The following is a 26388-nucleotide window of genomic DNA, read 5'->3' on the forward strand; positions in this document are numbered from 1 at the left end:
GTGACTTGCTTGAGCTGATCGATGCCGTCGAAACCCAGCGTCGTCACGCCGCTGCGAGCGTCGGTGTTGGTCTTGACGCGGTCCAGCGCGTCGTAAGCAGTGCTGGAGGTGAAGCCGAAACCCGCTACGCCCTTGGCCTTGATGACCTTGGTCGGATTGCCCTTGGCGTCGTACTCGTAGTCGGTGACCGGTGCCGGGGAGACCGGCGGCGGCGGCAGCGTCGCCGCGTGCGCCCCGATCCCCAAGCAAGCGGCTACCGCAGCCGCGAGTGCGCTCCGGCACTGCCAGTGCCATTTCTTGCCTTGCATGAATTACTCCCTGCCTGTTGTTTGTTGTGCCCGGCCCAGCGCGTCGAAAACGCGGCTCATGGTCCGCTTGAGCGTGCCTTGCGGGTCTTTGGCGACTTCCGCGGTCCGGTTGCCGCTCTGGTCCAGCGTGTACTCGATGCGGTTGCCCAGCGCGTCCGAAACCGCAGTCAAGCGCCTGGCGTCGTCGTACTCGTAGTTCACCGAGCTTCCGTCGGACTCCGAAATCCGCTTGATCTCTCCGGTCGGCCAGTAGTCGTACGACGTGGTGTTTCCTGCCCGCGTCGCCGTCTTGAGGCGCTGCCGCGCGTCGTATGCATAGACTGTGCTGACCGCGTTCGCGTCGACCATCTCGAGTGGCTGCCCATACGCGTTGTAGCGGGGATAGGTGGTGACGTGTCTGCGCGCGTTGGTGCTCGATTTCAGATCGTTCTTCGTGTAGTCGGTGGTCGTTGTCGTGTAGTACTCGTTGGTCACTGTCGTGACTCCCCGCGGGTCCTTCTCCGTCAACACCTTGCCTGTAGGCGAGTAAGTCCAGTTCCACACGCGCGCCGATGCGCCCGGCAGCGCCGCCGCGTTGAAGCCCTGCTCGCCACTGGCATCGGTCGTTGCCTGTTCCACGCGCTTGCACAGCAGGACCACCAAGCTGCCGTCCGGCAGTGTCTGGCCAGTCGCCTCGCAGCGGGCGATCGCATTGCCATTGAAGGGATCCGGCTGTCCGTTGTAGACCAACGTCGTGATGCGCCCCGGCTCGGCCGTCTTTACCGCCAAGCTCCATACCGGGTGCCACTGCGTGGAAGCCTTGCGAGCCCCGGACGGCAGGGCACCTGACGCCAGAGTGGCGCAGTCCGCCGAGGTGCCTAGTCCCTCGATGCGCATCGACTCCAGGTTGCGCGTCGCCTCGTAGCTCATGCAACTGCGATGACCGTTGTAGTCATCCACTCGGGTCACGTTGCCTCGACCGTCAAAGTCTCGACCGGTCGTTGCAACCGCCGAACCCGCGCCCGCTTGCTGAGTCTTGCGCGACCACCGCACTGCATCCAGCGATGACATCGCGACGATCGACTCAGTGGTTCCCGTCGGGTAGGTCAGCATCACGTCAAGCGCCGGCAGCAGCTTGTGCACGCGAAGCACCTTATCGACGGACGAGTCATAGATCTCGGTCCAGCTCCACCGTGCGGGCTGGGTCCACGTCACCGAATAGGCGTCAAGCCCGTTGGCGCGCATCGTCGAGATGGCGCGCCCCTCGATGTCATAACCGTAAGTGCCTGCGCGCTGGCCATTCTCATTGCGGTAACCGGTCAATGCCCAGGAGGAGTTCAGATCCTCGTAGAGCAGTTGGGTCGACGTCGTGTCGCTGTTGACGATCTCGATCGGCTGCACGGACAGGGTCGGATATCGCAGCTCCGTGATGCCATTCGCCGGATCGATGACATGCGATAGCACTGGCGCGCCGTTGGGATCAGGACGCGCGAACCGGAGTTTCACCACACGCCCGTCCTGATCGGTCAGCTCAATGGGCAGACCCGGTTGCGGCGCGATCGCTGCGGGTGTGTTGCTGTCGCTGCGCAAGATGGTCAATGTCTTGCCGCCGATCTGAGCCTGCGATTGAAGGACGCCGTTGGCGTCATACACCTCCATCACTCCGGCCGCAGCATCGCGATAGAACCATCCGCCCCAGCTCTTTTCCTGGATCGAATCAGTGGACTGTGGCTGCATCGGCGAGAAGCCGTTGCCACTCCATCGGAACACGGTGGAAAAGCCATCACCCCGAGCGACGTTCAAACGTTCTCGCGCTGTGTTGGGATTGCTGGGCCTGACGCGCTTGTCGAAATTGGTTGTCCAGGCACCGCCGAGCGATGAGGGATCGGCGGGCGCCATCGAAGGTGTCAGAGACGGGTCATAGGGAATCTTGCGGATCGAGTTGAAAGTGGCACGCACGCCGTACCAAGGCTGCCAGCCGAGTTGGAATCGCTGCACCTTCGCGCCGATCGCCGGATAGATCGGATTGCCGACGCAGGTATCGCAATGGGGAATCCAGAGCACATCCGTGGTCTCCAGACATCGCCCTTGCTCAGGGACGAAGACCCTGCCCTGACCGCAATAGCAATTGCGGCTCTCCTCGTCGAACTGACCGTACGAATCGATGGCCTGGCAATGCTTGCCCGTCCCCAGGGCATAGTCGGTCAACTCGTCGGTGCGCTGCAGTTCGCCGCAGCCGTTGGCGAAGGGTTCCCAAGTTGTCATGGTGACGGCATAGGGACAGGCCACGGTGCCAGCTGCTGAACTGCCGCCACTGACTGTGCAGGCACCCTGAGCGCGCCAGTTGCCTAGAGCTTGGCACGCACCAACCCCATTTCCTTTCCCCACACAGGAAGCGTTGGCCAAGGCAAGCAACCGATCACGCATTCGCTCCGGGAAGTCGTAGCCGAGATCGCTGCCTGCCGGATAGCGGATGTACTGGCTGTCCACGCCGGCCCCGTCGCAACGTGACGGCGTGAGCCTGCCGCCGGCTTCGAGCCACGGGTTCGTTGTGATCCATTTGTCGTAGGCCGCCGCCGGCCCCGCGAGACCGATCCAGAACAGGATCAGAACGCAAAGAGCGGACCAGACCCGACGCGGCCATGGTTGGGAAGAACTGAGATTCGGCGCGGCCGCGAGCGCCTTCCAGCATTGCCTTTGCCTGTGGTTGTCCTGCATGACTTACTCCCTACCTGTTGTTTGTTGTGCCCGGCCCAGCGCGTCGAAGACGCGGCTCATGGTCCGCTTGAGCGTGCCTTGCGGGTCCTTGGCTTGTTCCGCAGTCCGGTTGCCGCTGGCATCTAGCGTGTACTCGATGCGATTGCCTTGGCCGTCGGCCACAGCGGTCAGGCGATGCGCGTCGTCGTATTCATAAGTCACGATCGCGCCATCGGGCTGTGTCGTCTTCTTGAGCAACCCAGTGGGCCAGTACTCGTAGCTGGTGGTTGATCCCCCGGTGGACACCGAAGTCAGGCGCTGGCGAAGGTCATAGCCATAGGTGGTCGAGACCATGTTGGCGTCGATGACCTCCAGCGGCTTGCCGTAGGCGTTGTAGCGCGGGAACTGCGTCAGGTGCCCTGCGCTGTTCATTGAGGACTTGAGGTCGCCCTTGGTGTGCTCGGCGGTCGTGTCGGTGTAGTACTCGTTGGTCACGACGACCTTGCCGCGCGGATCGGTCTCGATGAGCACCTGGCCGGTGGCGTCGTAGGTCCAGCTTGTCGACCGGACCGGCACGCCGGACTGCAGCGTCGCATCGAAGCCTTGCGCGCCGGTTTCGTCCGTCGTCGCCTGCTCTACGCGCTTGCACAGCACGACGATGGGTTTTCCATCGGGCAGCAGCGCACTGGTGGGCGCACAGCTCGCCACCGCGTTGCCGTTGAACGGGTCGGGCTGGCCGTTGTAGACCAGCGTCGTGATGCGGCGAGGCTCGGCGGTCCGGGTGGCCAGGCGCCAGTCCGGATGCCATTGCGTGCTCACCTTGCGCGCTCCCGCCGGAATGATTCCGGCAAGCAATGTCGCGCAGACCGATGTGGCGCTGGCGCCTTCCACCCGCGCGGTCTCAAGATTGCGCGTCAGGTCGAACGCCGCGCAGCGGCGGCTAGCGTTGGGGTCGTCGTACTGCGTGACGTTGAGGTTCTGATCGAGCATCCGCCGCTCGGTCGACGGCGTGCCGGTCGCACTGCCGCGCGTCTTCGCGCGCCACTTGAGACTGCCGTAGGCGCCACCGGCCTCGATGACCTCGACGTCGCCATTCGGATAGGTCACTCGCACATCCTGCGGCAGCTCGAGGTAGTGATCCCGCCAGAGCTTCTGATTGAGGTCGTCGTAGTACGTGGCGACGTTCCATCTCGGCGGCGTTCCCCAGGTCACGCTGTAGGCATCCAGGCCCTGCGCCCGGGCGGTCGACACAGCCCGCCCTGCGGCGTCGTAGCTGTAGGTGCCGGCGCGCACCTGGTTTTCGTCCAGGTAGCCCGTCAGTGCCCAGGGATGATTCGTGTCTTCGTACAGGAAGGTCCGGGCGGCGCTGTCGGCGAAGGTCACGCCGGCCAGCCGCCCTTGCACGTCGTAACTGAACTGGACAGGGGTACCCGGCCCCTGGATGCCCGACAGCCGGAATGCGCCATCCGCCAGCTTGACATACTTGAGCTGGTGCACGCGCCCCGTCTGGTCGGTCAGCGCGACCGGCAGGCCGTCGAAGTCCGGGGCGTCGCCGGCCACCTGGGCACCGCCGCTGCGGGTCACGTCGATGAAGAATCCGCCCACCTTCGACAGGCGCGTCAACCGGCCGACGGCGTCGTAGCGCTCGATCGTCATGGCTTCCGCGTCGTAATACAGATAGCCGCCCGATACCGCGACCAGTCGATCGTTGAGAGCGGGCGACGCCGGCGCGAATGCCGAGCCCGTCGATTGGAAGCTGGTCCAGTTGCCGTCGCCGCGCTGGACATTGATCAGCTTCGCGGGCTGGCTCATGTCCTTGTGAACGTCGGTGAAGAGGCCACGCTCGAAGCTGGGTTTCCAGTCGTCGCCCAGGAGCTTGGTGTCGTCCCTCATGAAAGGCTGCTCGCCGCTGGCGTACGGCACGCGCCGCGAGGAATTGAAGGTGACCTTCAGCGGCAGCCAGGACAACTGCCCGAGTTCGATCGGCTGCAGCTTCGCGCCCGTCAGCGCGACGATGGGATTGCCGTGGCAGGTGTCGCAGTTCGTCTGGAAGTACCGGTCCGTGATGGGCAAGCAGGAGTTCTTCTCGGGGACGTAGAGGCCCTCATCGCAGACGCAGTCGCCGCTCTCGGTCTCATAGTGAGCTCTCGCGACCCCGCCGCAGGACTTCGAGATTTGCACCGGGAAATCCGCGGTGTACTCCTCCTGCGTCCCTTCGCAGACCGTCTGGCCGTCCTTGATGGAATAGCGCGGAAAGTACTTCTGGCTGGCATGGATATAGCAATTGGCCGAAGCCGTGAACCACGCCCCCGAAGCGATAGAACACGCCCCCGCAGAGTAAACAATCGGCGAGCGGCAAATGCCTGGCGAGGGGCAGGAAGAATTCGCGAAAGCCAGTACACGCGCTTGAATGGCGTTCGGTTCGGTGGGGCGCCCGCTTCGCCCTGTCACCAACCAGTAGCCGGACAGGTTGGGATTGGGGTTGGGCGTAATGCCATCACCAGTTCCGCCAGTACACGCCGATGCGGGCAGGAAGCCCACGGATCCAGGATCGTTGGGTGGCGACCAGTCCGCGGGAAACGTCCGGTCATAAGCTCGCGCCCCCGACGTGCCCAGCAGCAGCAACCCAATGAGCAGTAGCGCAGCGAAGAAAGAAGGGAGGCGCCCGTGTCGGGCGTGCGGCGACGCATACATGGGCCACAACATGCCCGCGGCCGTGCTTCCGGAGGACACAAGAAACTGCACGGCCCGCAGGCACGCGCGCACGGCAATAGATAGCGGTTTCATCACTCCCCACCCGATCTGCAAGAAAAGCGGCAACAGGGAGGAGCAGCTCACGAACATGAGCCGATGTGCGAGGGTCCGGCGAGCGTCTGTCGCGCTCGGTGCCGGGCCGCCTCTCTCCCTGATTGAATGTGGCCGCGATTCTGCCGGAGGAAGGTGACACGCAGGCGAGTGCCCCTGCCCTTTACAGGTGTCACCAGGCCCTCACGGGGCCAGGCCTTGCCTCCCGGCAAGGCCCTCTTCCATCACGCCGCCTTCTTGGCGACCAGCGTCAGGATGTCGTAGCTCGCGACGAGCTCGCCGCGCTGGTTGGTGACCTGCACATCCCAGGCCACGACGCCCTGCGGCGGCTGGTCCGGGCGATTGCCGCGGTCGATGCGCCGCTTGCAGGTCAGGCGCGCCTGGATGGTGTCGCCGATCGCCACCGGATTGACGAAGCGCAGCGTGTCCAGCCCGTAATTCGCCAGCACCGGCCCGGGCGCCGGCGACACGAACAGCCCCGCCGCCGCCGACAGCACGAAGTAGCCGTGCGCGATGCGTTGCCCGAATTGCGTGTCCTTCGCCGCCACCTCGTCGAAGTGCATGTAGAAATAGTCGCCGCTGATGCCGCCGAAGTTGACGATGTCCGCCTCCGACACCGTGCGCCGATGCGTCAGCAGCGAGTCCCCGACCTGGATCTCCTCGAAGTGCTTGCGGAACGGATGGATCGCGTCCTCCGTCACCTTGCCGCCGCGCACGTACTCGCCGGTGATCGCCGTCAGCATCGTCGGCGAGGCCTGCACCGCGCAGCGCTGCAGGTAGTGCTTCACCGCCCGGATGCCGCCGAGCTCCTCGCCGCCGCCCGCGCGGCCCGGGCCGCCGTGCTTGAGCATCGGCAGCGGCGAGCCATGGCCGGTCGACTCGCCGGCCGCGTCGCGGTCCAGCACCAGCAGCCGGCCGTGGAAGGCGGCCGCGTGGTACACGGCCTGCGCCGCCAGCGCCGGCGTCTTCGTGACCACCGAGCCCACCAGGCTGCCACGCCCCTTGGCCGCGAGTGCGAGCGCCTCGTCGAAGTCGCCGTAGGTCATCAGCGTCGACACTGGCCCGAAGGCCTCGACGCTGTGCACCGCCTCGTTGCGCATCGCGTCGCGACACAGCAGCAGCGTCGGCGCGAAGAAGGCGCCATCGCCGACGCCCTCGCCCACCGGCGCGAAGCCGTCGCGCTCACCGAAGACGATCTCGTTGCCCTGCGCCAGCTGCGCCAGGCGCTCGGCCACGTCCGCCTGCTGCGCCTTCGATGCCAGCGCGCCCATGCGCACGCCCTCGATGGCCGGGTCGCCGACCTTGATCTTCGCCAGCCGCTCGCGCAGCGCCGCGGCCACCGCATCGGCCTGCGCCGCCGGCACGATCGCGCGTCGGATCGCCGTGCACTTCTGGCCGGCCTTGGCGCTCATCTCCCGCATCACTTCCTTGACGAAGAGATCGAATTCGGGATCGCCCGGCTGCACGTCCGGCGCCAGGATCGAGCAGTTGAGGCTGTCCGCCTCGGCGTTGAACGGCACCGAGCGGCGGATCAGGTTCGCATTGACGCGCAGCTGCGCCGCCGTGTCCGCCGAGCCGGTGAAGGTGACGACATCGGTCTCTTCCAGCCGGTCCAGCAGATCGCCGGAACCCCCGATGATCAGCTGCAACGCGCCCGCCGGCAGCAGGCCGGACTCCTCGATCAGCCGCACGCAGGCCTCGGCGACATAGCTCGTCGCGGTGGCCGGCTTGACGATGCAGGGCATGCCGGCGAGGAAGCTCGGCGCGAACTTCTCCAGCATCCCCCACATCGGGAAGTTGAACGCGTTGATGTGGACTGCGATGCCGCGCTTGGGCACCAGCACGTGCGTGCCCATGAACTGGCCGACCTTGCCGAGTTGTTGGGCCGGGCCTTCATGAACGATGTTGCTCGACGGCAGCTCGCGCCGCCCCATCGACGCGTAGGCGAAGAGCGTGCCGAAGCCGCCTTCGATGTCGATCCACGAGTCGGGCCGGGTGGCGCCGGTGTGGGCGGAGATCGCGTAGAGCGTTTCCTTGCGCTCCTGCAGGTAGGTGGCCAGGGCCTTGAGGATCGCCGCGCGCTGCTGGAAGTCCAGCGCGAGCAGCGACGGCAGCGCCTGCCGCCGCGCGAAGTCGAGGCTTTCGCCGAAGTCGATCTCCTCGGCATGGGTCTGCGCCACCAGCCGGCCGTTGATGGCGCTGTGCAGGCCGCGTGCGGCGGTCGAGCCGATCCAGCGACCGGCGATCAGGCTTTGGAGGACGGGGGTGGCGCTGAGACTCATGGCTGATATTTCCAGGTTCCGTTTTCGATCTTGACCATCACGCGGGCGCGTTGATCCAGGCCCAGGTGGTCGTTGGCGGACATGGTGAACACGCCATGCGCGCCGGGCAGTTCCTTCACGCCTTCGAGCGCGTCGCGCAGCGCCGCGCGGAACTGAGGCGTGCCGGGCTGACCCTTCTTGATCGCGTTCGGAATCGCCGCCTGCAGCAGCAGGCCCGCATCCCAGGCATGGCCGCCGAAGGTCGACACGCTGCCCTTGCCATAGGCCTTCTCGTACTCGGTCACATAGGCCTTGGCGCTCTTCTTGGCCGGATGGTCGGCCGGCAGCTGGTCCACCACCAGCACCGGGCCGGCCGGCAGGAAGGTGCCCTCGACATCCTTGCCGCCCACGCGCAGGAAGTCGTTGTTGGCCACGCCGTGGGTCTGGTAGTACTTGCCCTGGTAGCCGCGCTCCTTGAGCGTCTTCTGCGGCAGCGCCGCCGGCGTGCCGCTGCCGCCCACCAGCACCGCGTCCGGCTTGGCCGCCATGATCTTCAGCACCTGGCCGGTCACCGAGGTGTCGGTTCGGTTGTAGCGCTCGTTGGCGACGATGCTCAGGCCCTTGCTGGCGGCGACCTTGTTGAACTCGCCGTACCAGCCCTCGCCGTAGGCGTCGGCGAAGCCGATGTAGGCCACCGTCTTCACGCCCTGCGCCTGCATGTGGGTGGCGATGGCCAGCGCCATCATGATGTCGTTCTGCGGCGTCTTGAAGACCCACTTCTTCTTCGCATCCATCGGCTCGACGATGCGCGCCGACGCCGCCATCGAGATCATCGGCACCTGCGCCTCCGACACCGCGTCGATCATCGCCAGCGAGTTCGGCGTCACCGTCGAGCCCACCACCACGTCGACCTTGTGCTCGGTGATCAGCTTGCGGGTGTTGGCCACCGCGGTCGTCGTGTCCGACGCGTCGTCCAGCACGATGTAGTTGACCTTCTGCCCGGCGATGGTCTTGGGCATCAGCGCGAAGGTGTTCTTCTCCGGGATGCCCAGCGAGGCCGCCGGCCCCGTCGCCGAGACCGTCACGCCGACGTTGATGTCGGCGCGGGCGGCGCCGCCCAGCGCCATCAGCGCGGCGCCGGCCACGGCCAGCAGGGTCTTCTCGATGCGTGTCATGTCGTCTCCTTGGAATGTCGTTGTTCAGGAACGCAAGGGAATGGGAGGTACTGCTACTGCGACTGCAAGGGGGCGATGCTCCTCCGCGAAACCTTCATGAGACTTGCGGCGCGGGATCGCGCGGTGCCGGGTCGGCGGCTTCGGTCCGGACCGCGCCCAGGCCGCCGAAGAAGAGGTCCGCCACCATCGGCGCGACCGCCTCGTAGGTCAGCGCGCCATCGGGGCGCAGCCAGGTGAAGGTCCAGTTGATCATGCCGAACAGCAGCATGGTCAGCGGCTTGTGCAGGTGGGCGCCGCGCAGCTCCGGCCGCACCGCGGCCACCGCGTCGGCGAAGCGGCCCACCACCTGCCGCTCCACTTCGACCATGCGCTCGCGGTGCTCGTCGTCCAGGAACTTCAGGTCCTCGGTCAGCACGCGGTGCTCGTTCTGGGCCTCGCCGTAGGCCTGCACGAAGCGATGGATCAGGCCACGCAGGTGATCCTGCGGCGGCAGGCCCTGCGCGCTCACCTCGTCGACCAGGTCGACCAGGTGCTGCAGGTGGTTCTGGCAGATCTGCGCGAGCAGCTCATGCTTGTCGCGGACGTAGTGGTACAGCGTGGGCTTGCTGACCTCGCAGGCCTCGGCGACCTGGTTCATCGAGGTGGCCGGGTAGCCCTGGTTGGCGAAAAGTCGGGCAGCCTGCGCGAGGATCTCCTCGCGGGTGGCATCGAATCCGGGGGCGCGACCTCGGGCCATGGGTGTCGTTTTCCTTGTGAATCAGCGTTCGTCGAACGAGATCACGACGCGCGGCGTCAGGGCGTGGGCCTGACAGCTGAGGATGAATCCGGCCGCCACCTCGTGCTTCTCAAGGGCGAAATTCTTATCCATCCGGACCTCGCCCTCGATCAGCTTGCAGCGGCAGGTCGAGCACACGCCCGATTTGCAGGAGAACGGCACGTCCATCCCGGCCCGCGCCGCGGCGTCGAGCAGGCTGGGATCGCTCTTGCGGAACTCGATCTCGCGCGAGACGCCGTCGCGGATCACGAGCACCTTGGCGGCCTCGGCGTCCTCCTCGTGGATCTCGTGCGGCGCCGGACGGCCGGTCTGCATCTCCGGCGTGCCGAAGCGCTCGATGTGGATGTGGTCCTCGGGCACGCCGGCGGCGCGCAGCGCGGCCTCGGCCTGCTCGTTCATCTCGAAGGGCCCGCAGACGAAGACCTGGTCGATGCCGCCCGCCGGCACCGGCCCGGCCAGGAACTCGCCCAGCTTGGCCCGGTCCAGCCGGCCCGCCATCAGCGGGGCGTCGACATGCTCGCGCGAGAACACGTGATGCAGCGTCAGCCGCGTCATGTAGCGGTTCTTCAGGTCCTCGAGCTCTTCCTTGAACATCGCCGAGGCCGGCCGGCGGTTGCCGTAGATCAGCGTGAAGCGGCTCATCGGCTCGCGCGCCAGCACGGTCTTCATGATCGACAGGATGGGCGTGATGCCCGAGCCCGCCGCGATGCCGACGTAGTGCCGCGCCGACGCCGGGTCGATGGGCACGTGGAAGCGGCCCTGCGGCGGGAAGACCTGGACCTCGTCGCCGGCCTTGAGCTGCCGGTGCACCCAGGTGGAGAAGGCACCGCCATCGACATGGCGCACGCCCACGCGCAGCTCGTCGTCGTCGACGCCGGCGCAGATCGAGTACGACCGGCGCAGGTCCTGGCCGTCGACGTCGCCGCGCAGCGTCAGGTACTGGCCCTGCGTGAAGCGGAAGGTGTCGCGCAGCGCCTCGGGCACGTCGAAGCACAGCACGACGGCGTCGTCGGTGTCCTGGTGCTTGGCGCGCAGGCGCAGCGGGTGGAAGTGCAGGCTCATGGCGATGGCTCGGAAATCGTGAAAGGACGCGCGACCGGCGACGGCTCAGATCGGCTTGAAGTGTTCGAAGGGCTCGCGGCAGGCGAGGCAGCGGTACAGCGACTTGCAGGCGGTCGATCCGAAGGCGGACAGCTGCTCGGTGTGCGCGCTGCCGCAGCGCGGGCAGGCGATGGCCTCACGGCGGCGGACGATGCGCACTGGCACGCCCTGCCCCGCATCCACCGGCCCCGGCGGCGCGATGCCGTAGCGGCGCAGCTTCTCGCGGCCCTCGGCGGTGATCCAGTCGGTGGTCCAGGCCGGCGCGCGACGCATCGTCACGGTGATCTCGCCGAAGCGGGCCAGCGCCTCGCGCACGCTCTGCTCGATCGCCTCGGTCGCGGGACAGCCGGAGTAGGTCGGCGTCAGCACGACCTCCAGGCCATCGGCGGTCTCGCGCAGGTCGCGCACGATGCCGAGCTCGACCAGCGACACCGCCGGCACCTCGGGATCGAGGACCTGCGACAGCACTTCCCAGGCGGCGGACAGGCGCCCGCAGCCGAGGTCGGTGGGACCGGGACCCGCGTCGGACGAGGTCGGACGCGGACCAGCCGGCGTCAGCGACGACAGCCAGTCCAGGTGCGAGGGCGTCGGGGCAGCGTTCATGGTCGTCCTTGAAGCGTGGGCGTCGCCGCGCTCACCACACTCCGCCGGGGTAGGCGCGCTGCAGCGACTGCATCGTCGCCAGCATGTGGCCCATGTGCTCGCTGTGGACGCCGCGCACGCCGGCGTAGACGTGCGGCGTGTCCTTCGGGCGGGCCAGGCGCGCCTCGACCAGCACCTCGTCCATCGCGGCGTTCCAGTCCGGCTTGAGCGAGGACCAGGCCGGGCCCAGTCCGCTCGCCTCGGCGGCCGCATCGACCGCATCCGACGCGAACAGCTCGTTCACGTAGGGCCACAGCGCCGCCAGCGCGGTCGTCATGCGACGGGTCGATTCCTCGCTGCCGTCGCCCAGGCGCACGACCCACTCGGCGGCGTGCTGCTGGTGATAGCGGACCTCCTTCACCGCCTTGGCGGCGATGGCGGCGACCTCCGCGTCGCTGGAAGCCTGCAGCCGCGTCCACAGCGGCAGCAGCCAGCAGGCGGCGATCAGATTGCGCGCCTGCGTGAACGCGAAGTCGCCGCGCGGCAGCTCCATCAGCACGGGGTTCAGGTAGTGGCGCTCCTCGCGCAGGTAGGCGAGCTGGTCCTCGTCCAGCGGCTGCTCATTGAGCTGGCCGGCCCGGGTCAGCAGCGCGCGCGCCTGGCCCAGCAGGTCCAGCGCGATGTTGCCCAGCGCCAGGTCCTCTTCCAGCACCGGCGAGTGGCCGATCCATTCCGAGATCCGGTGCGACAGCACCAGGCAGGCATCGCCGACGCGCAGCAGGTACTGGACGTCCGCGCGCTGGCCGGGTTGAACGGAAGTGCTCATCGTCCGGTCCTCACATATGGTCCAGCGAGGCGGGCAGGTCATAGAAGGTCGGGTGGCGATACACCTTGTCCTCCATCGGGTCGAACATCATCGACTTCTCGCCCGGATCCGACGCGACGATCGCCGACGAGGGCACGACCCAAATGCTCACGCCTTCCTGGCGGCGGGTGTAGACGTCGCGGGCCATCTGCAGGGCCATCCTCGCGTCGGGCGCATGCAGGCTGCCGCAGTGCTTGTGGTCCAGGCCCGCCTTGTTGCGGACGAAGACTTCCCACAGGGGCCATTCATTGGCGCCGGTCGTTTGGTTCATGCTCATGATTCGTGTGCCTGGAAGGTCGTGTCGGAGGGCCTGATCGCGCGATCAGGCCGCCTGGGCGGCGGTGGCGCGCTTGTTCGCGTGGGCCAGCGCGGCGTCGCGCACCCAGGCGCCCTCCTCCCAGGCCTTGACGCGGGTGGCCAGCCGCTCGGTGTTGCAGGGACCGTTGCCGCCGACGACGCGCCAGAACTCGTCCCAGTCGATCGCGCCGAAGTCGTGCTGCTCGCGCTGCGCATTCCACTTCAGGTCGGGGTCGGGCAGCGTCACGCCGAGCAGCTCGGCCTGCGGCACGGTCGCGTCGACGAACTTCTGGCGCAGCTCGTCGTTGGTCAGGCGCTTGATGCCCCAGCGCATCGACTGCTCCGAGTTCGGCGAGTCCTTGTCCGCCGGGCCGAACATCATCAGCGACGGCCACCACCAGCGGTTCACCGCGTCCTGGACCATGGCCTTCTGCGCCGCGGTGCCCTCGCGCATCATGACCAGCAGGCTCTCGTAGCCCTGGCGCTGATGGAAGGATTCCTCGCGGCAGATGCGGATCATCGCGCGCGCATACGGCCCGTAGGAGCAGCGGCACAGCGGCACCTGGTTCATGATCGCCGCGCCGTCGACCAGCCAGCCGATCACGCCGATGTCGGCCCAGGTCAGCGTCGGATAGTTGAAGATCGAGCTGTACTTGGCCTTGCCGGTGTGCAGCGCGTCCAGCATCTGATCGCGGCTGGTGCCCAGCGTCTCCGCGGCCGAGTACAGGTAGAGCCCGTGCCCGCCCTCGTCCTGCACCTTGGCCAGCAGGATGGCCTTGCGCTTGAGCGTCGGGGCGCGCGTGATCCAGTTGCCCTCGGGCAGCATGCCGACGATCTCGGAATGCGCATGCTGGCTGATCTGCCGCACCAGCGTCTTGCGGTAGTGCTCCGGCATCCAGTCCTTGGCCTCGATGAAGTCGCCCGCGTCGATGCGGGCCTCGAAGGCCTCGTTGCGCTGCTGCTCCTCGGCGGTCTGCAGCTTGGCCGCCTGGTCCTGCGGACCGACGCTCATGGCTTGCGTGTACATGGGGACTCCTTACGAATGCTTCGGACGCTGGTCGACGACGCGGCGCGCCTTGCCCACCAGCGTGCGTTCGATCGAATCGGGGGCGCCGACCGTCACGCGGGTCGACACGCCGATCAACGTCTTGATGCGGTGCTGCAGCGACTTCGACGCCGCCTGCGCGTCGCCGCCCGCGGCCGAGAGCTCGCAGCGCACCTCGACCTCGTCGAGGTGGCCGTCGCGGCTGACGACGATCTGGTACTGGCCGGACAGGCCAGGCTCGGCGAGCACCAGTTCCTCGATCTGCGTCGGGAACAGGTTGACGCCGCGGATGATCAGCATGTCGTCGCTGCGGCCGACGATCTTGCCCATGCGGCGCATGCTGCGCGCCGTCGGCGGCAGCAGCCGCGTGAGGTCGCGCGTGCGGTAGCGGATCACCGGCAGCGCCTCCTTGCTCAGCGAGGTGAAGACGAGCTCGCCCTCCGAGCCCTCGGGCAGCACCTCGCCGGTCTCGGGGTCGATGATCTCGGGATAGAAGTGGTCCTCCCAGATCACCGGGCCGTCCTTGGTCTCGATGCACTCGGACGCGACGCCCGGCCCCATCACCTCGGACAGGCCGTAGATGTCGACCGCGTCGATGCCGGCCTTGTGCTCGATCTCGCGGCGCATCGCCTCGGTCCAGGGTTCGGCGCCGAACACGCCGGTCTTGAGCGAGCTCGCGCGCGGGTCCAGGCCCTGGCGCACGAACTCCTCGACGATCACCTGCATGTAGCTCGGCGTGACCATGATCACGTCGGGCTTGAAGTCCTGGATCAGCTGGACCTGCTTCTCGGTCTGGCCGCCCGACATCGGGATCACGGTGCAGCCCAGCCGCTCGGCGCCGTAATGCGCGCCCAGGCCGCCGGTGAACAGGCCGTAGCCGTAGGCGACATGGACGATGTCACCCGCGCGCGTGCCGGCGGCGCGCAGCGAGCGCGCGACCAGGTCGGCCCAGGTGTCGATGTCGCGCCGCGTGTAGCCCACCACCGTCGGCTTGCCCGTGGTGCCCGAGGACGCGTGCACCCGCACGACCTGCTCGCGTGGCACAGCGAAGAGGCCGAACGGGTAGTTGTCGCGCAGGTCCTTCTTGGTCGTGAACGGGAACAGGCGCAGGTCGGCCAGGTCCTTCAGGTCGTCCGGATGCACGCCCTTGGCGTCGAAGGCGGCCCGGTAGTGCGGGACGTTCTCGTACGCATGCTTGAGCGTCCACTTCAGGCGCTGCAGCTGCAGCGCGCGCAGCTCGTCCTGGCTGGCGCGCTCGATGGGCTCGAGGTCCTCGGGCCGGAAGGTCTTCACCGTCATGGGTCTCGTCTCCTTGTCGCCGCGGGCTCGGGCCGGCTCAGCCGGGCAGCGGCAGGTCCGCCACCACGGGCCGGCCCTTCATGCGGTAGGACCGCCCGCGGAAGACCGCGATCAGCTCGTCGCGTTGATTGGTGATGCGGATGTCGTAGACGCCGATGCGGCCGGCCAGCGAGGTCTCGCTGGCGCGCGCCGTCAGGACATCCCCCAGCCGGGACGGCGCGACGAGGTCGATCGCGAAGCCCGACGCCACCGTCATCTCGTTGTGCGAGTTGCAGGCGAAGGCGAAACAGGAATCGGCCAGCGTCGTCACGAAGCCGCCGTGGCAGATGTCGAAGCCGTTGAGCATGTCCTCGCGCACCGTCATCGACAGCGTCGCGGTGCCGGGGCCGATCGCGTCGATGCACAGGCCCAGGCCCTGCGACGCGCGGTCGTTGGCGAACATGGTGTCGCGCACCGCCTCGGCGATGCGCTGCGGATCGAGGGCCTCGCGCATCAGCGGTCCTTGAACACCGGCGCGCGCTTGGACAGGAAGGCGGCCGCGCCTTCCAGGTAGTCGTGCGCGTAGCCGAGCTGGCTCTGCAGCTTGGCTTCGAGCTTGAGCGCGTCCTCGAACTCCAGGTCCATCGACGCATCGAGCGCCTGGCGCGTCTGCACCAGCGCGCGGGTCGGCATCTTCGCCAGCTTCTGCGCGGTGGCCATGGCCTCGCTCTGCAGCTCGGCATCGGCGACGCAGCGCGCGATCAAGCCCCAGGCCTGCGCGTCGGCGGCGGGCAGCTTGTCGCCCAGCAGCGCCAGTTGCATCGCGCGGGCGCGGCCCACCAGCCGCGTCAGCAGCCAGGTGCCGCCGCAGTCGGGCACCAGTCCGATCTTGGAGAAGGCCTGGATGAACGAGGCCGACTGGCCAGCCAGCACCAGGTCGCAGCCCAGCGCGAAGTTGGCGCCGGCGCCCGCGGCGACGCCGTTGACCGCGCAGACGGTCGGCACCGGCATGCTGCGCAGGCGCAGCGCCAGCGGGATGTAGTAATGGTCCAGCAGGTTGCCGATGTCCTTGGCCTTGGGCTTGCGCTGCGGATCGACGTCGCCCGCGTGTTCGTCGAACTCGGGCTTGATGTGCGGGTCGGACAGGTCTTGGCCGGCGCAGAACGCGCGGCCGGCGCCGGTGATGAGCACCGCCCTCACCGCCTCGTCGTGCGCCGCCTCGTCCAGGGCGATGCGCAACTGGCCCAGCAGGCCGGTCGTGAACGCGTTCAGCGCCTGCGGCCGGTTCAGCGTCAGGACGCGCACGGCGCCTTCGGTGCTGATCAGCAGCGGACTGTCTTCGGCGGTGGACGGGGGGGTGGGGGTGGTGCTCATTCGGCTTGTCTCCTCGGCCTGAGGGGGATTCAGCTTTTGCAGCTTTTTTTGATCGGCTTCTATTTACCGACCGGTCGGTAGATACTACGAGCCATCGGATCCCAACACAAGGCCAGCGACCTAGGGTTACCACCAAGATCGCGGTCATTTACAGGGAAAGTTCCCCTGGTGCTGGGGCCGAGGACGCCCGAACCACGATAGGAGACGAATCCATGCCCTGCTATGCCATCGACGGCCTGTCGCCGGTCGTCCATCCCAGCGCCCATGTGCATCCGACGGCGGTGCTGATCGGGGACGTGATCGTCGGGCCGGACTGCTACGTCGGGCCCTGCGCCTCGCTGCGCGGCGACTTCGGGCGGATCCGGCTGATGGCGGGCGCCAACGTGCAGGACACCTGCGTGATCCACGGTTTCCCGGGGTCGGACACCGTCGTCGAGGCCAACGGCCACATCGGCCACGGCGCGGTATTACACGGCTGCGTGGTGCGCCACGACGCGCTGGTCGGCATGAACGCGGTGGTGATGGACGAGGCGGAGGTCGGCGCCTACAGCATCGTCGCGGCCTGCGCGTTCGTGCGGGCGGGGCTGAAGCTGCCGGAGAAGTCGCTGATCGCCGGGCTGCCGGCCAAGGTGATGCGGCCGCTGACCGAGGACGAGATCCGCTGGAAGCGCGAGGGCACCGAGACCTACCAGGACCTGGCGCGGCGCTGCCACGCCAGCCTGGTCGAGGTCAGCCCGCTGGCCGAGGAAGAGGCCGACCGACCGCGCCTGCAGGTCGGCGGCCCCAAGACGCTGGTGGCGACAAGACGCGAGGACGACGGCAGCGCCTGAGCGTGCTGGCGCCGCCTTGAACGCGGTGGCGGCGCCTGGGCGCCGTCAGACCATTTCGGCCCGCTGCACCTGCACCTGATCGATCAGCGCGGTCACCAGGCCGGACGTCAGCCCGTGCACGCCAGCGCCGGAGCAGGCTGCGGCGCCGGCCGCGACGGCCCAGCGCAGGTGCTCCTCGGGCTCCTGGGTCGCGCCGTTCATCAGGCTGTAGAGCAGCCCGGCCATGGCGGCATCGCCGGCGCCGATCGTGTCCACGACCGCGTCCAGCGGCGGCGGCGCGGCGCTGAGGTCGGCCTTCGGATGGAACAGCTGGGCGCCGCGCTCCCCCAGCGTCAGCATCACGATGGCGCGCGGGTTCCAGGCGGCGATCTGCGCCAGGCCGACATGGTGGTCGCGGCTGCGGAACAGCCCGCGCAGGTCTTCGTCCGACACCTTGATCACGTCCGCCAGCCGGCACATGCGCTCCAGCGTGCGGTCATAGCGCGAGTCCATCGAGATCCGGTAGTTCGGGTCGTAGCTGATGCGGGCGCCCTCGTCCTTGAGGGACTCGGCCAGCGCGATCAGCCGCGCGGCCAGCGGCTCGCGCGTCAGGCTGATCGAGCCGAAGTGGGCCCAGCGCAGCGCCCGGCGCCAGCCGGCGGGCAGCGCATGGGGGCGGAAATGCAGGTCGGCGCTGTCGTCGCCGACGAAGGCGTACTCCGGCGGCGACACCTGATGGACGAAGGCCATCAGCGGCGACTTGGCGAACTGCTGGATGAAGCGCAGGTCCAGGTGGGCGTCCGCGCTGGCCTGCCAGAGTTCCTGGCCGAAGGGGTCCTTGCTCAGGCCACCGGCGAAGGCGCTGAGCTGGCCGAGCCGCGACATCGCGATGGCCACGTTCCACGGCGAGCCCCCGCTGCGGCTGCACCAGGTGCCGGGACCGGTGCGGATCATGTCGGTGAGGGCCTCGCCGAAGGAGACGAAGCTGGCCAGGTCCGCATGGACCACGGTCGTGGGGGTCAAGCTCATTCCGGGATTCGAACGCGCCTGACCTTCCGGTGCAAGTGACAAGTCCTACAGGGTGTCGATGCGAGGGCGGGGTTGACATCGCGCACGGCCGCGGCGCCGGCGTGGCCGGATCGCACGCCAAGAAGGGCCCGGGCGGGCGCGGACGGCGCGCCGGCGGCACAATCGCTCCCCATGACCGATGGTGTGATTCCGCTGCTCGATCTGCGCCAGATCGGGCGGACGCCTCCCGTGCCGCATCCCCTCCCCCCGCCCCGCCCGGGGCCGTGGCTGGACGCGCGCGGCCGGCCGCTGCGCGACCTGCGCATCTCGGTCACCGACCGCTGCAACTTCCGCTGCAGCTACTGCATGCCGAAGGAAGTGTTCGACAAGCACTACGCCTTCCTCCCCCACCGCGACCTGTTGTCCTTCGAGGAAATCACCCGTCTGGCGGGCGTCTTCGCCGGCCTGGGGGTTCAGAAACTGCGCCTGACCGGCGGCGAACCGCTGCTGCGCCGCAACCTCGAGGCGCTGATCGCCCAGCTGGCCGAGCTGCGCACGCCCGAGGGCCAGCCGCTCGACCTGACGCTGACCACCAACGGCTCGCTGCTGGCGCGCAAGGCGCGGGCGCTGCGGGACGCGGGCCTGCGCCGGGTCACCGTCAGCCTGGACGCGCTCGACGACGCCATCTTCCGCCGCATGAACGATGTCGACTTCCCGGTCGCCGAGGTGCTGCGCGGCATCGAGGCCGCCCAGGCCGCCGGCCTGGCGCCGATCAAGGTCAACATGGTGGTCAAGCGCGGCACCAACGACGACCAGATCGTCCCCATGGCGCACCACTTCCGCGGCACCGGCGTGGTGCTGCGCTTCATCGAGTACATGGACGTCGGCATGAGCAACGGCTGGCGCATGGACGAGGTGCTGCCGTCCGCGCAGGTCCTGGCCCGCCTGCGCGAGGACGCCGAGCTGGTCCCGCTCGCCGCCACCGTGGAGGGCGAAACCGCCACCCGCTGGGGCTACGCCGACGGCAGCGGCGAGATCGGCCTCATCTCCAGCGTCACCCAAGCCTTCTGCGGCGACTGCAACCGCGCGCGGCTCTCCACCGAGGGCCGGCTCTACACCTGCCTGTTCGCCGGCGATGGCCACGACCTGCGCGCGCTGCTGCGCGGCGACGGCGAGCACCCGCCGCGGTCCGACGCCGAGATCGCCGCCGCGCTGGGCGCGCTCTGGACCCGGCGCGGCGACCGCTACTCGGAGCTGCGCGCCAGCCTGCCGGCGGCGGACTCCGGCCCGGCGCGCCGCGTCGAGATGCACTACATCGGCGGCTGATGCGCGCCACCGCGCTGATCCTCTGCGGCGGCCGCGCCACCCGCATGGGCGGCGTCGACAAGCCGCTCCAGCCCTTCCAGGGCCGGGCGCTGGTCCACCACGTCATCGAGCGCATCGCCCCCCAGACCGGCGGCCGGATCCTCATCAGCGCCAATCGACACCTCGACGACTACCGCCGCCTCGGCCACCCAGTCCTGCCCGACCCGCTGCCGGACTTCCCCGGACCGCTGGCCGGCATCCTCGCCGGACTGACGGCGCTTGCGGATGCCCGCACTGCCTCCGGCCCCCGCCTCACCGACGCCTCCGACGCGGACGGTGCCTCGCCCGTTGATCGCGGCCCCGACGACCGCCCTCCCGGCGACCACAGCGCGGGGGATCGCGGTCCCGGCGACGGTAATGACCGCGTCGGCACCGACTGGCTGCTCGTCGTCGGCGGCGACTGCCCCTGGCTGCCGACCGACCTGCTCGACCGCCTGGCCGCCGGCCTCGCACCGGACCACAGCGCCGCGATGGCGCTGGGCCGCGAGGCGCCGGGCGAGCCGCTGCGCCCCCAGCCCTTGGCCAGCCTGATCCATGTCCGGCACCGTGCCGGGCTGGCGGCGGCGCTGGACGCGGGCGAACGGCGCGTCGAGGGCTGGCTGCGTTCGCTGCCGCTGGCGCGGGTCGCCTTCGACCGGCCGGCGGACGAGCGCGCCTTCGCCAACATCAACGACAGGAGCGAGCTTGAGCGACTCGAACGACTGGACCGCGGCTGAGGGCCGACCGGCCGAGGGGGTGATCACGCTGCGCCTGCTGACCGAAGCGGACCTGCCGGCCTACAAGGCCTTGCGCGACGCGATGCTCGCGCGGCACGAGCAGGCCTTCACCTCCGACGCCGAGACCGAGCGCGCCCGCGAGGCCTCAAGCTACCGCGTGCGGCTGCATCCGCAGGCGGGCGGCAAGTCACTGTTCACGCTGGGCGCGTGGTCGGGCGAGCGGCTGGTGGGCGCCCTGACCTGTGAGCACGAGAACCGCAAGAAGGTGATGCACGTCGCGCACCTGATCGGGATGATGGTCGACGACGAGGTCCGTGGACGCGGCATCGGCAAGCGCCTGCTGCGACAGGCCCTGGCGCTGCTGCGTCGCGAGCCGCGGCTGGAGACGGTCACGCTCAGCGTCACGGCGGGCAACCAGGCGGCGATCGCGCTCTACCGGCAGGCCGGCTTCACCCGCTACGGCCACCTGCCCCGCGCCATCCGCCTCTCCGATGGCCGCTACTACGCCAAGGACCTGATGAGCCTCGACCTGAGGCCTTGATCGCAGCAGACGCCCAGGCCCGCCGCCAGCGAGCGTCGCTGGGGCCGGAATACCGCTTGGGGGTCCAGGAGGGATCCCCCATGCGGTGTGGAGAGCCCGCGCCTGGCGTCCCGCAGTCCTTCCGGCGCAAGGCGCTCAATCACACGCCGCTGCGGGAACAGCCGCGACGTCGACGTCCACCGTCAACTCGTCCTGGATCGCGAGCAGCCCTCCGAGGATGGAGAACGGCGTGATGCCGAAGTCGCTCTGACGGAGGACGAGCGCCCCCTGCGTCCTCAGGACCGAGCCCCCCGCATCCCCCGCAGGACGGACCACCCGCACCGGCACGTCGAGCAGGCGGGTCTGACCGTGCCAGGTAACCGCGAGCTTGAGCGCCAGCACCGGGAAGGCGCCGGCGACGGCGGTGCTGCGCATCGCGATGACCGGGAAGCGCTCGCCGTCGACGGCCCGGAGCAGGTTGGCGCGGGTGCCGGCCACGTCGGACGCCGAGGGTGTGCTGGCGAACTCGGGCCCCAGCGGCGCGCGCCACTCGGGTTTGTCGATGGCCAGGTCGTCGAGCCGGAAGGCCAGTTCGACGCCGGCGCCGGCGATGCCGTCGGTGGGAACGAAGACTTGGCCGGTGAGCCGCTCGACGCCGATCACGTGGTTGTGGCCGACCTTGGCGAGGCGTCCGGCGCGAAAGACGTGGATGCGGACCTGCGAGGTGGCGGCGTCGACACGATAGAGCCGGCCTTCGCCGCGTTGCTGCGCGGCCAGCCAGGCCGTGCAGGACGACGGCCCTGGCGACGATGGGGCCTCGCTGGCGCCGGGCGTCGTGGCTGTCGGCGTTGTCGCTGTCGGCGTCGTGGCGGGAGGCGCAGTGCCGCACCCGGCCAGCGCGCCTCCGAGCAGCAGCGCGGCGATCACCGGCGCGGCCGACCTTCCGCCGCCGCGCCGATGCGCGCCTGGAGCCACCTCATTTGCCGGCGTCAACACTTGCATAGGGGTAAACCAAGAGTGGTCAGAACTACATTCTGAACGGCATAAACGAGCTGGTCGCACTAGCATTGCGACATCATGACGACACCTCGCACGGAGACTGCCATGGCACGCCAAGCCACCGACCTGATGGCGCAGTACGCCGCCTACCACCGCGATCGCCGCAACATCGCCACCCATTTTGTCGGCATCCCGCTGATCGTCTTCGCGATCGGCGTGCTGCTGGCGCGGGCGCAATTCCATGTCGGCGACTGGACGGTTTCCGCCGCCTGGCTGGTCTGGGGCGGCGCGACAGTCTGGTACCTGACGCGGGGCAACTTCGTGCTGGGCCTGTCCACGGCGCTGGTCAACGCGGTGCTGATGGCGCTGGCGCATCCGCTGGCGGACGGCTCCTTCGGCAGCTGGCTGGCCTGGGGCCTGGGCAGCTTCATCGTCGGCTGGATCATCCAGTTCGTCGGTCACTATTACGAGGGCCGCAAGCCCGCCTTCGTCGACGACCTGGTGGGATTGCTGGTCGGCCCGATGTTCGTCGTCGGCGAGGCCCTGTTCGCGATGGGCTGGGGCCGCGACCTGCTCGCCGAGATCGAGCGCCGCGCCGGCCCGACCCATCTGCGCGACCTGACCCACCCGGCCTGATCGGGGACGGCTGGCGCGGACCGAGCGGGCCGATCCCGCCAGCGGGACCGCACGTCACCCCTTGTGGGGGTCGGGTCTTGCAGGGGCTTGCAGCCCCGGTCCAAGGCGCTTATCTTGGACGTCCGAGTTCCGTCAGATGTCGCCAGGAGGCCCCATGAAACCGGTGTCCGAACTGCTGAAGAATCGCGGCCCGAGCGTCTGGCGCGTCGCGCCGGAAGCCACGGTGTTCGATGCGCTGCACCTGCTCGCGCAGCACGATGTCGGCGCCTTGCTGGTGATGGAGGGCGATCGGCTGCTCGGCATCTTCTCGGAGCGCGACTACACGCGGAAGATCGCCCTGCAGGGGCGTGATTCGCGGCACACGCCGGTCAAGGATGTGATGACGCCCAACGTGTTCGTGGTGAAGCCCGACACCGACTGCCGCGAATGCATGAGCCTGATGAGCCAGCGCAAGATCCGCCACCTGCCCGTCGTCCAGGGCAACCAGGTCGTGGGCATGCTCTCGATCCGCGACTTGATGGACAACATCATCGCCGACGACGAAATGACGATTGCCCAACTCCAGAGCTACATCTACGGATAAGGGCGAAGCCCCGCAGGCAAGGCGCGGCGCGGTCAGCCTGGCCAGAATTGAAGCGCACTGTCGGCGCCGGACTTCGGCGGGCGTGCCTTCGGGGTCTTGTCGGGGGATGAGGGAGTGCCCATCGCGATCCAGCCGAGCAAGGTCTCGCCGGGCTCGCAGAACGCGGCGATGAGGCCCGGATCGCGCGCCTTCGCACCGCTGAGCATCTTTCCGCCGAAACCCAGCGCCTGCGCGGCATTCAGGAAATTGGTCAGCGCGCCACCGACGCAGGCCCACTGCTCATGCGCCGGCACCTGCGGATGACCCAGGTCCAGGCGCGCGACCACCGCCACCGTCACCGGCGGGCGCAGCGCGCGCTCCTCGTCCATCGCGATGCCCGTCTCGTCCTTGCCCGCCCGGCGCGCAGCCGCCGCGAACAGCGCGGCCATCGACCGGCGCGCCTCCCCGCGCACGACCTTGAATCGGAACGGCACCAGCGCCGCATGGTCAGGCGCGTGCAGCGCCGCCTCCGTCATCGCGGCCAGCGCCGCATCGTCCGGGCCCGGCTCGATCAAATACTTCGGACCCACCGATGCGCGCGTGAGCAGCAGCTTCAGGGCTTGGTCGTTCATGGCGCCCCTCCTTCATCCAAGGGCTTGCGGCATCGTGCCGCCGAAGCGGCGACCCACGACGCCGCCAATCAATGATTCAAGCGCCGCCGCGCCGCGTAGGAGCAGGCATCGACGGCCATCACCAGCATCAGCATCGCCAGCAGCACGGTGCAAGTCTCCCGCATCTGGAACAGGCTCAGGTGCAGGCTGAGCATCTGCCCCAGACCTCCCGCACCCACGACGCCCAGCACCGTCGCGGCACGGATGTTGTTCTCCCATCGGTAGAGCGTGTAGCTGAGCAGCTGCGGCGCCGCCTGCGGCAGCGTCGCGAAGGCGAAGACCTGCCAGCGCGACGCGCCCGCCCAGCGCAGCGCCTGGGCGGTCTGCGGCGGCGCGTTCTCGAGCGCCTCGGCCATCAGCCGGCCCAGCACGCCGGTCGTGTGCAGCGCCAGCGCCAAGGTGCCCGGCATCGGCCCCAGTCCCGCCGCCACCAGCAGCAGCGACGCCCAGACCAGCTCCGGCACGCTGCGCAGCGCATTGAGCAGCAGCCGCGATGCCCAGCGCAGCGGCCCCGGCGGCCGACTCGCCAGCAGCGCCACCGCGAGTCCGGCGATCGCCGCCAGCCCGCTGCCCAGCGCCGACATCGCCAGCGTCTCCAGCGCGCCCTGCCCGACCCGACCGAGGAAGTCCGGCGCGAGTTGAGGCGGGAAGAACTCGGCCAGGAAGCGGCCCATCTCCGCCAGGGCACCGGCGCCGAGCAGCTCGCCCCAGCGCAGCGGCAGCGTGACGACGCTCATCACCAGCAGCGCCAGCAGTGCCGCCAGCAACGCCCGCAGCCCCCAGCGCGCGGGCGGTCGGGCGGACAGCGGATGCCGCGACTCGCCGCCCTGCCCCGCGGTGCGCGCCGGCCGCAGCCAGGCGCTGATGCGGTCGGCCATGGCCACCAGGGCGATGAAGATCAGCAGGATGGTCGCCACCTCGGAGCCGGCGAACATCTTGGTCGCGTTGTCCAGTTGCTGGCCCAGCCCACCGGCGCCGACGAAGCCCAGCACCACCGAGGAGCGGATCGCGCATTCCCAGCGGTAGACGGTGTAGCTGACCAGTTCCTCCGAGCAGCTGGGCAGCGCGCCGAAGAGCAGCGCCTGCAGCCGCCCCGCGCCGCCGCGCAGCAGCGCCTGCGTCGGCGCGGCGTCGGCGCTCTCCAGGATCTCGGCGTAGACCTTGCCCAGCATCCCGCCGTAGGACAGCGCGATCGCCAGCACGCCCGCGCCCGGTCCCAGGCCGATCACGCGCACCAGCATCAGCGCCCACACGAGCTCCGGCACCGAGCGCAGCACGATCAGCACTGCTCGCACCGCCCAGCGCAGCGCCGCCGGCCCCGCCGCCATGCGGCCGCTCAGCGCCGACACGGACAGCCGCGCCGTCGCCAGCAGCGCCAGCGGCACCGCGATCACCCAGGCGAGCGCCAGCCCGACCGTCGCTATCGCCACGGTGCGCCAGGTGTCGGCGGCGAGCATGGTCAGGAACTCGAGGTCCACGCGCGGCGTCAGGAACTGCCCGGCAAAGCGCATCGTCGCGCGCAGGCTGCGCTCGTCCAGCAGCGCCCAGGGTCGGAACTCGCACCAGACCAGCAGCGGCCACAGCACGACCAGCGCGGCCACCACGAGCCCGAGCCGCCGAGCGGCCGCTGGGTCGCGCCGCCACGGCGCCGTGGCCGTCGATGACAACGCGCGGTCGGTGCCACCTCCGCCGCCACGACCGCTTCCCGGGCCGTCGTGCCGTTCGGCGCTGCCGGCGTTCATCGGCACATCGCCTGCGGCGGTGCGGCGGTCATCGGCGCGTCGTCGGGCATCGAGGGGGATTCATTCAGCAGGTCGGCGTAGATCTCGTCCAGTTGGCGGGCGCCGAGGTCCTGCGGCGGGCCGTCGTAGACGAGTCGGCCCTGGCGCAGCGCGATCACGCGCGGGAACAGGCGGCAGGCGAGATCGACCTGATGCAGGCTGCACACGAGGGTGCGGTCCTGAGCGCGCGCGGCGTCCTGCAGGACGGCGAGCACCCGCTGCGCGCGCTGCGGATCGAGGGCCGAGAGCGGCTCATCGGCGAGCCAGAGCCGTGCCTGGGACACCAGCAGTCGCGCCACGGCCACGCGCTGGCGTTCGCCGCCGGAGAGCTGGTCCACGCGCGACCAGAGCCGGGCGCCGAGCTCCAGCCGGTCCAGCGCGTCGAAGGCCAGCCGGGCCTGGGCCTGGTCGGGGCTGAACAGCATGCGCAAGCTGCGGGCCACCGAGGCACCGGGCAGCCGACCGGCCAGCACGGCGGTCACGACGCGCTGGCGCGGGGGCAGCGGTGGGTGCTGCGGCGCCAGCATCAGCGTGCGGCGCAGCTGGTGGCGTTCGCGGGAGGACAGCGCCCAGCCGTCCTGGCCGCCCAGGCGCAGCGTGCCAGCGGCGGGGCGCGAGGCCAGGGCCAGCGCATGCAGCAGCGAGGTCTTGCCGGCGCCCGAGGCGCCGATCAGCGCGACCTGCTCGCCGGGCTCGATCCGCAGCGACAGCGGCTCGATCAGCGTGCGCGCGCCGGCCTGCAGCCGCAGGCCTTCCAACACCAGCAGGGACATCGCGCT

General features: G+C 69.2%; 25 protein-coding genes. 6 read left to right on the forward strand and 19 right to left on the reverse strand.

What is annotated here, in order from left to right; genetic code table 11:
• The 14 genes from BM393_RS23990 to BM393_RS24055 form a co-directional block, all read right to left on the reverse strand.
• On the reverse strand, positions 1–308 hold a 308-nt coding region (locus tag BM393_RS23990; protein ID WP_141225475.1), incomplete at its 3' end, for a hypothetical protein.
• A gap of 3 nt (positions 309–311) precedes the next feature.
• Positions 312–3005: an RHS repeat domain-containing protein gene (locus BM393_RS23995; RefSeq protein ID WP_091733920.1), complete on the reverse strand. Its 2694-nt coding sequence runs from the start codon at positions 3003–3005 to the stop codon at positions 312–314.
• Positions 3006–3008: 3 nt separating this feature from the next.
• On the reverse strand, positions 3009–5609 hold the full coding sequence (locus tag BM393_RS24000) for an RHS repeat domain-containing protein (RefSeq protein ID WP_217648519.1): 2601 nt from the start codon (positions 5607–5609) through the stop codon (positions 3009–3011).
• Positions 5610–6013: 404 nt separating this feature from the next.
• On the reverse strand, positions 6014–8071 hold the full coding sequence (gene paaZ, locus BM393_RS24005; protein WP_091733925.1) for a phenylacetic acid degradation bifunctional protein PaaZ: 2058 nt from the start codon (positions 8069–8071) through the stop codon (positions 6014–6016).
• On the reverse strand, positions 8068–9225 hold the full coding sequence (locus BM393_RS24010; protein ID WP_175538494.1) for an ABC transporter substrate-binding protein: 1158 nt from the start codon (positions 9223–9225) through the stop codon (positions 8068–8070). Before BM393_RS24010 ends, paaZ begins: the two co-directional genes overlap by 4 nt.
• A 94-nt stretch (positions 9226–9319) precedes the next feature.
• Positions 9320–9961, reverse strand: a complete 642-nt coding sequence (locus BM393_RS24015; protein WP_091733927.1) for a TetR/AcrR family transcriptional regulator — start codon at positions 9959–9961, stop codon at positions 9320–9322.
• A 21-nt stretch (positions 9962–9982) separates the two neighbouring features.
• Positions 9983–11062 carry a 1,2-phenylacetyl-CoA epoxidase subunit PaaE gene (paaE, locus tag BM393_RS24020; protein WP_091733929.1) on the reverse strand — a complete coding sequence of 360 codons (1080 nt, stop codon included), beginning with the start codon at positions 11060–11062 and terminating at the stop codon, positions 9983–9985.
• Between the two features lie 45 nt (positions 11063–11107).
• Positions 11108–11704, reverse strand: coding sequence for a 1,2-phenylacetyl-CoA epoxidase subunit PaaD (gene paaD / locus BM393_RS24025; RefSeq protein ID WP_091733931.1), 597 nt, complete (start codon positions 11702–11704; stop codon positions 11108–11110).
• A 31-nt stretch (positions 11705–11735) separates the two neighbouring features.
• On the reverse strand, positions 11736–12509 hold the full coding sequence (gene paaC, locus BM393_RS24030) for a 1,2-phenylacetyl-CoA epoxidase subunit PaaC (protein ID WP_091733933.1): 774 nt from the start codon (positions 12507–12509) through the stop codon (positions 11736–11738).
• 10 nt (positions 12510–12519) lie between these two features.
• Positions 12520–12819, reverse strand: a complete 300-nt coding sequence (gene paaB, locus BM393_RS24035; protein WP_175538495.1) for a 1,2-phenylacetyl-CoA epoxidase subunit PaaB — start codon at positions 12817–12819, stop codon at positions 12520–12522.
• Positions 12820–12870: 51 nt separating this feature from the next.
• Positions 12871–13872: a 1,2-phenylacetyl-CoA epoxidase subunit PaaA gene (gene paaA / locus BM393_RS24040; RefSeq protein ID WP_091733937.1), complete on the reverse strand. Its 1002-nt coding sequence runs from the start codon at positions 13870–13872 to the stop codon at positions 12871–12873.
• 9 nt (positions 13873–13881) lie between these two features.
• Positions 13882–15189: a phenylacetate--CoA ligase PaaK gene (gene paaK / locus BM393_RS24045; RefSeq protein WP_091733939.1), complete on the reverse strand. Its 1308-nt coding sequence runs from the start codon at positions 15187–15189 to the stop codon at positions 13882–13884.
• 37 nt (positions 15190–15226) lie between these two features.
• Entirely contained in the window at positions 15227–15682 is a 456-nt protein-coding gene (paaI, locus tag BM393_RS24050; RefSeq protein WP_091733941.1) for a hydroxyphenylacetyl-CoA thioesterase PaaI, read from the reverse strand.
• Positions 15682–16542 carry an enoyl-CoA hydratase-related protein gene (locus tag BM393_RS24055; RefSeq protein ID WP_091733943.1) on the reverse strand — a complete coding sequence of 287 codons (861 nt, stop codon included), beginning with the start codon at positions 16540–16542 and terminating at the stop codon, positions 15682–15684. Before BM393_RS24055 ends, paaI begins: the two co-directional genes overlap by 1 nt.
• 212 nt (positions 16543–16754) lie before the next feature.
• Here BM393_RS24055 and BM393_RS24060 point away from each other — a divergent pair, with 212 nt between their 5' ends.
• A complete protein-coding gene (locus BM393_RS24060; RefSeq protein WP_091733945.1) occupies positions 16755–17372 on the forward strand; it encodes a phenylacetic acid degradation protein PaaY in 618 nt (205 codons plus the stop codon).
• Between the two features lie 45 nt (positions 17373–17417).
• Here BM393_RS24060 and BM393_RS24065 read toward each other — a convergent pair whose 3' ends face one another.
• On the reverse strand, positions 17418–18380 hold the full coding sequence (locus tag BM393_RS24065) for a carbohydrate kinase (RefSeq protein ID WP_091733947.1): 963 nt from the start codon (positions 18378–18380) through the stop codon (positions 17418–17420).
• Between the two features lie 171 nt (positions 18381–18551).
• Here BM393_RS24065 and moaA point away from each other — a divergent pair, with 171 nt between their 5' ends.
• Genes moaA through BM393_RS24080 form a run of 3 tightly spaced genes read left to right on the forward strand, consistent with a single transcriptional unit; the run spans position 18552 to position 20981 of the window.
• The gene (gene moaA, locus BM393_RS24070; RefSeq protein WP_091733949.1) at positions 18552–19685 is read left to right on the forward strand and encodes a GTP 3',8-cyclase MoaA; all 1134 of its coding nucleotides are present in this window, start codon (positions 18552–18554) and stop codon (positions 19683–19685) included.
• Positions 19685–20440, forward strand: a complete 756-nt coding sequence (gene mobA / locus BM393_RS24075) for a molybdenum cofactor guanylyltransferase (protein ID WP_091733951.1) — start codon at positions 19685–19687, stop codon at positions 20438–20440. Before moaA ends, mobA begins: the two co-directional genes overlap by 1 nt.
• Complete coding sequence (locus BM393_RS24080; RefSeq protein ID WP_175538493.1) at positions 20409–20981, forward strand: GNAT family N-acetyltransferase; 573 nt, start codon at positions 20409–20411, stop codon at positions 20979–20981. The genes mobA and BM393_RS24080 overlap by 32 nt, the downstream gene beginning before the upstream one ends.
• 135 nt (positions 20982–21116) lie before the next feature.
• Here the strand turns inward: BM393_RS24080 and BM393_RS24085 are convergent, their stop codons facing one another.
• Entirely contained in the window at positions 21117–21887 is a 771-nt protein-coding gene (locus tag BM393_RS24085; protein WP_175538496.1) for a YceI family protein, read from the reverse strand.
• 177 nt (positions 21888–22064) lie between these two features.
• Here BM393_RS24085 and BM393_RS24090 point away from each other — a divergent pair, with 177 nt between their 5' ends.
• Both BM393_RS24090 and BM393_RS24095 read left to right on the forward strand, forming a co-directional pair.
• Positions 22065–22595, forward strand: coding sequence for a DUF962 domain-containing protein (locus BM393_RS24090; protein ID WP_147241341.1), 531 nt, complete (start codon positions 22065–22067; stop codon positions 22593–22595).
• Positions 22596–22749: 154 nt separating this feature from the next.
• Positions 22750–23178 (forward strand): CBS domain-containing protein, encoded by a 429-nt coding sequence (locus BM393_RS24095; protein WP_091733960.1) that lies wholly within the window; start codon positions 22750–22752, stop codon positions 23176–23178.
• A 32-nt stretch (positions 23179–23210) separates the two neighbouring features.
• Here the strand turns inward: BM393_RS24095 and BM393_RS24100 are convergent, their stop codons facing one another.
• The 3 genes from BM393_RS24100 to BM393_RS24110 all read right to left on the reverse strand — a co-directional run bounded on the left by BM393_RS24100 (position 23211) and on the right by BM393_RS24110 (position 26382).
• Positions 23211–23789 carry a nitroreductase family protein gene (locus tag BM393_RS24100; protein WP_091733962.1) on the reverse strand — a complete coding sequence of 193 codons (579 nt, stop codon included), beginning with the start codon at positions 23787–23789 and terminating at the stop codon, positions 23211–23213.
• Positions 23790–23857: 68 nt separating this feature from the next.
• Positions 23858–25570, reverse strand: a complete 1713-nt coding sequence (gene phnE / locus BM393_RS24105) for a phosphonate ABC transporter, permease protein PhnE (RefSeq protein WP_091733964.1) — start codon at positions 25568–25570, stop codon at positions 23858–23860.
• Positions 25567–26382: a phosphonate ABC transporter ATP-binding protein gene (locus BM393_RS24110; protein WP_091733966.1), complete on the reverse strand. Its 816-nt coding sequence runs from the start codon at positions 26380–26382 to the stop codon at positions 25567–25569. Before BM393_RS24110 ends, phnE begins: the two co-directional genes overlap by 4 nt.
• Between the last annotated feature and the right edge of the window lie 6 nt (positions 26383–26388).

Origin of the sequence: Mitsuaria sp. PDC51, from assembly GCF_900113225.1 — a bacterium.
Classification (GTDB): Bacteria; Pseudomonadota; Gammaproteobacteria; order Burkholderiales; family Burkholderiaceae_C; genus Roseateles.